The following is a 4,879-nucleotide window of genomic DNA, read 5'->3' as shown; positions in this document are numbered from 1 at the left end:
TGACGGTTTCATCATGGTCGCGCCGACCAGTCCGCGCAATTTCGAGCAATTGTCGGACGCGGTTGGCCATTCCGAATGGCGCGACGATCCGCGCTTCCTGACCAATGCGGATCGCAACGCCAATTGGGCTACGCTGCTGGCGCTGACCGAGCTATGGACGATCGAGCGCAGCGCGGCGGAGGCCGAGGCGATCCTGTCGCGCCATGGCGTGCCATGCGCCCGCTATCGCGAGATTGGCGAGTTGCTGGACGATCCACAACTCGCGGCGCGCGGTGCCTTTGCGCAGGTGCATGACGGCGCGGGCACGTTCAGGGTGCCGAACCCGCCCTTCCGCATGAGCGGATCGCGGGTCGAGGCGCGGGACCATGTCGCACAGCTGGGCGAGGATGGCGCGGCGGTGCTGGGCGCGTTGGGCGTGAGCGCGGAGGCGGTCGCGGCGCTGCGGGAACGCGGCGACCTGGGCTGACGTGCGCGTTTGTGAAAGGTGCGAAGTATACACCGTTGCAGGCCACGCATTTGCGTGGGAGGAAGTCGTGGCGAGGATTTCGCAATACGAGAATTTTTGCGAAGTTTGCGCGCACGCCTGTGAGGACGGAGCGGGGTGGGGACGAACGGTGGGAAAGAGCCGGGGAAAATTATGGCATTGGGCGATGGTGTAGGACAGGGGGATTTTGGCCGATTTGAGCCGGTCCGCTTCTGCGGTGAACGCCGCCGTTCGAATTGCATCGGCACCCGACCAAAACCGCTCGCGGAGAGTGACTGATCCGGCTGTTGGCTCTTCGAGTTCAAAATCCGTCAAATGGCTTGGCAAAACCAGCCGGATTCAGTCATAAATGCACTGACAGCATTTAACCAATATTCTGATTGATCATTTACATATTTCGGAGGCTTTGTGACAGATCGAGTGAAAGAAAAATACTCAGTCAGCCTCTACGATATTCTTGATCATTGCTCAAATGACGAACTCGCTCCAATCGTAGATTCTCTGGTCGGTTCACCATTCAGCTATCTCAAGCATGCGCGCGCTTATCTGCGTTTTCAGCCTGACCACGGCGCTTATCGAGACCAAATTGCCGAGGAGATATATCGCCTCGGACTTTTCCTAACAGAGAGCTTTTCAGCCCAGGCAGGTAGCATGGCAGGTGAAAAGCACAGCTATGACGATCTTATTGCTACGGTCTGCAAAAAGATCGCCATCCCCATCGCTGGCGTCGATGTCGTTCAGCATGAGGCTATGCTCATTAACATGTTCACCAAGCAACATCTTTTGACGGCAGACCCCGAACGTCGCGCTGCGCTGGTCAAGGAGGCTGCAGGTGCGGCGGGGAAGGCTGCGGCGAGCATATTGACCACCGACGCCTGGTTGCCATTTGTCTCGACATTGGTGGAAATTGCCTACTTGCGGGGGGTCATGGTTGCAGACGGGCGATTGCTTGGCCACGATAGCCATACTCTAGTGATGCGCCCTGAGCCGAAAACCGCGGTAAGCGTCGTTGGCGATGATGGGCGGCATGCTTTTGCCCTAGCGGCGATCCCGGAGGAGAAAACGCAGGATTGGTCGTTCATGGTTCCTGACGGCCGTACAAGAAGCCAGTTAGCACCACTGCTGACAGCACTGCAGCCCTTTTTCAGCGCGGAGCAGATGCTCTCAGGGAAGCATATTTACAGTGCAGAAGCCGCGCTTTCTTGGAGTGATAAAGTGGGCGGCTATGTCGGAGTAGCTAAGGGCCACAAAGGTATGGTGGACCTTCACCAGATAACCGCTATCGGCATTTCTGGTCCAGCCATTTTCCTTACAGCTGCCACTGCCATTGCCCAGCAACAGCAGATGCAGCGCATTGAGGAGGCACTTGACGAGATCAAGGCGATGCTCGCAGACATCTCACGCTTCCAGCAGGACGAGCGCCGTTCGACGCTGACCGGGTCCATTCGCTATTTCAAACAGGTCGCGCGGGCAGTTCTCTCTGGCGAACTAGCGCCCGAAGTGCTGCACACAATCGAACATCATGAGGCTGAACTCAACAAAGTCTATGACCACCTCGCCAAGGATCTGCACGTCGCGACTGAAGCACTCCGCGCGGTGAAAAAGGATACCTTTGGTTCGAGTAAATACGTTAAAGCGCTTCAGGATGGCCAGACAACTGTTATGGGTTGCTATGACGACATCCTGCTCTGTTTGCGTGCGCGCGCTTGTGGTTTCCAACTGATGTCTGCTTACCCAGGACGCGAAGCCGGCAAACAAGCGCGATACGAGGCTATCGCCGAGGATTTACGTCCGTTTTTACCCACGGGTGAGGCCACAATCGCGATTGATCGCATCCTGCGCGAGAAACTTCAGGTAGTATCATCATATGAGAGCAAAGCATCTTTGCTTGCCCGTGAAAACGCTCTGCTCGACAACCTCATCGTGGCCGATCGCGCCATTACGGCAGCGATTGCACCTGCATTTTTGCTGTCGAACCATGCGGACGATTGTCTCGTGCTGGATTTTCAAGTCGAGGCTGGCGAAATTGTTGGTATACGCGTCGGTTAGTTGCTCTTACGGCTAATTTATTGGGGTTTGAAAGCCGCTTCTTGGCGAAGAAACGCAAATGGCAGTTTTTGTCTCGAACTCCGGTTATAACTTTAATGTCTGATTTCTGACGCTGGGACATCGCAGTCGAACGGCGATAATTGGCGCGGACTAGGCATTCGGCGGGAGCGGCACCTACCCCTCCCGCCCGCACATCATCTTACCGTAACAATTCCCGCGCGATCGTATTCTTCTGAATCTCCGAAGACCCCTCGTAGATCCGCGTGATGCGAATGTCGCGATAGAGCCGCTCGATCGCGAAGCCGCGGCAATAGCCGGAGCCACCGAAAATCTGGACCGCCGTGTCGACCGTGCGGCTGCCCGCTTCGGTGCAGAACAGCTTGGCCATGGAGGCGAGTTCGCGTTTCTTTTCGCCCTGGTCGTAGCGCCAGCAGGCGTCGAGCAGGATCAGGCGTGCAGCGCGCATGTCCGTCGCCATGGTGGCGATATAGTGGCGGATCGCCTGAAAATCGGAGATGACGCCGCCAAAGGCCGGACGCTGTTTCGACTCCTCGATCGCCAGTTCCAGCGCATATTCGCCCATGCCGACGGCGGTTGCGCCGACATTCATGCGGCCCTCGTTCAAGCCTTCGAGCGCATAGTGGAAGCCGCGTCCTTCTTCGCCGAGCAGGGCGTCGGCGGGCAACTGGCATTCGTCGAAGGTCAGTTCATAGACGCCGGGCGTTGCGGTGCCCATCAGTTCGATCGTGCCAGTGACGGCAAAGCCGGGCGTGTCGGCGGGCATTAGGAAGGCGGAAATGCCGCCGCGCGGCCCCGCTGCCTTGTCGGTATAGGCATAGACGATCACATATTTGGCGTTCTTGCCGTTGGAAATATAGGTTTTGGAGCCGTTGATGACCCAGCCATCGGCGTTGCGGGTGGCGGTGGTGCGCATCGAGCCCGGATCGGAGCCGCTATTGGGTTCGGTGAGGGCAAAGGCGATCGGGATTTCGCCTGACACCATGCCGGGGATCAACTGCTGCTTTTGCGCTTCCGAGGCATGATAGACGATGTTGCGCGCGCCCGGACCCATCAGCGGGCGCAATTCGGTCCAGAATTGGGGGGGAAGGCGGGCGAGTTCTATCTGCACTGCCGCCTGCGCGAGTGCGCCGAGACCCAGGCCGCCATATTCTTCCGGCAGGGACAGGCCGAAATAGCCATTATCGACCAGCGTTTGCCGCACGATCGGCGGCACTTTGCCTGTGGCCTGAAATTCCGTTTCATAAGGCAGCAGGTCGCGCACGATGGCGCGGGTGACGTCGCAAAATTCCTTGATGTCGTCGGGCAGTTCAAAGTCCATCTTGTGCCTCCTTCTTATCCGAATCCGTGGGGCGGCCGTGCGCCCCTCTCGCTAATGGTCCTACCATTACGATAATGGTCAGTCCATTAGAATTTCGGCTGATCGGGGCAAGGGGCCGCTGTCCTTTGGGGCAGTTGTCCGATATGGCTGCGGTCGCCCGATGACGCCACAGCGCGCGGGCGCAGGGTAACAAGAGTAAGCGGCATGGCGACCGATCCGTTCGACCTTAATCTGCGCCACCTGCGCGCGTTGCTGGCGATCCGCGAACATGGCAGCATCACGGCGGCGGCCGATGTGGTCAGCCTGTCGCAACCCGCGCTGACGCAGGGGTTGGCGAAGCTGGAGCGGCAGTTTGGCTACACCTTTTTCGAGCGGCGGTCGGGCGGCATGGTCCCCACGCCGATGGGCGAGATCGTGATCGAGCGGGCGCGCGCGGCGCTCGATCATCTGTCGCAGGCGGCCAAGGGCTTGTCGGGCGTGTTCCATTATCCTGAGCGGCTAATGACGATGACGCAGTTGCGCGCCTTTCTGGCGCTGGCGGAGGCGGGGAGTTTCGCGGCGGCGGCGCATGGCAGCACTCTGTCGCAAACGGCAGTGCATCGCGCGGTCGGCGACCTGGAGCAGATGATCGGTGGCAAGCTGGTCGAGCGGCGGGGGCGGGCGGTGTGGCTCAATCCGGCGGGCAAGCGGCTGGCGCGGGGCACGCGGCTGGCGGTGGCGGAGATCGTCGCGGCGCTGGCGGACATCGGGCGCGATAGCGGGAGCGGGAGCGAGCTGATCGCGTTCGGCGCGCTGCCGCTGGCGCGGCCCTATCTGGTTCCCGCCGCCATGGCGCGGATGGCGCGGAGCGATCCGCGCGCGGCGTTCAAGGTGCTGGAAGGCAGTTGGCGCGAACTGGTAGAGCCGCTGCGCGACGGGGTGATCGACATGGTGGTCGGCGCGCTGCGGCCGTTCGAGATTGCCGACCTGTATCAGTTGCCCTTGTCGGAGGATCGGCTGGTGATCGC

The 4,879-nt window shown here is 59.9% G+C and carries 4 protein-coding genes; 3 read left to right on the top strand and 1 reads right to left on the bottom strand.

Features of this window, described 5'->3' with window-relative positions:
• Together IL54_RS03985 and IL54_RS03980 are read left to right on the top strand one after the other, a co-directional pair.
• Positions 1-466: CoA transferase (locus tag IL54_RS03985; protein WP_037477775.1), on the top strand; the 466-nt coding region annotated here is incomplete at its 5' end.
• Positions 467-892: 426 nt separating this feature from the next.
• On the top strand, positions 893-2,533 hold the full coding sequence (locus tag IL54_RS03980) for a hypothetical protein (protein WP_156106105.1): 1,641 nt from the start codon (positions 893-895) through the stop codon (positions 2,531-2,533).
• A gap of 199 nt (positions 2,534-2,732) precedes the next feature.
• On the opposite strand, the gene IL54_RS03975 is transcribed toward IL54_RS03980, so the two are convergent.
• Positions 2,733-3,872: an acyl-CoA dehydrogenase family protein gene (locus IL54_RS03975; RefSeq protein ID WP_052027539.1), complete on the bottom strand. Its 1,140-nt coding sequence runs from the start codon at positions 3,870-3,872 to the stop codon at positions 2,733-2,735.
• 204 nt (positions 3,873-4,076) lie between these two features.
• Between IL54_RS03975 and IL54_RS03970 the strand changes: the two genes are divergently transcribed.
• Positions 4,077-4,879, top strand: an 803-nt coding sequence (locus tag IL54_RS03970; RefSeq protein ID WP_037477771.1) for a LysR family transcriptional regulator, incomplete at its 3' end; no start/stop codon positions are given.

This window comes from Sphingobium sp. ba1, from assembly GCF_000743655.1.
Taxonomy (GTDB): Bacteria; Pseudomonadota; Alphaproteobacteria; order Sphingomonadales; family Sphingomonadaceae; genus Sphingobium.
This window is presented reverse-complemented; position numbering and strand designations above follow the sequence as displayed.

Coding starts and splice junctions, on each gene's coding strand:
- IL54_RS03975 (WP_052027539.1), bottom strand. CDS start 3,872: ATGGACTTTGAACTGCCCGACGACATCAAGGAATTTTGCGACGTCACC.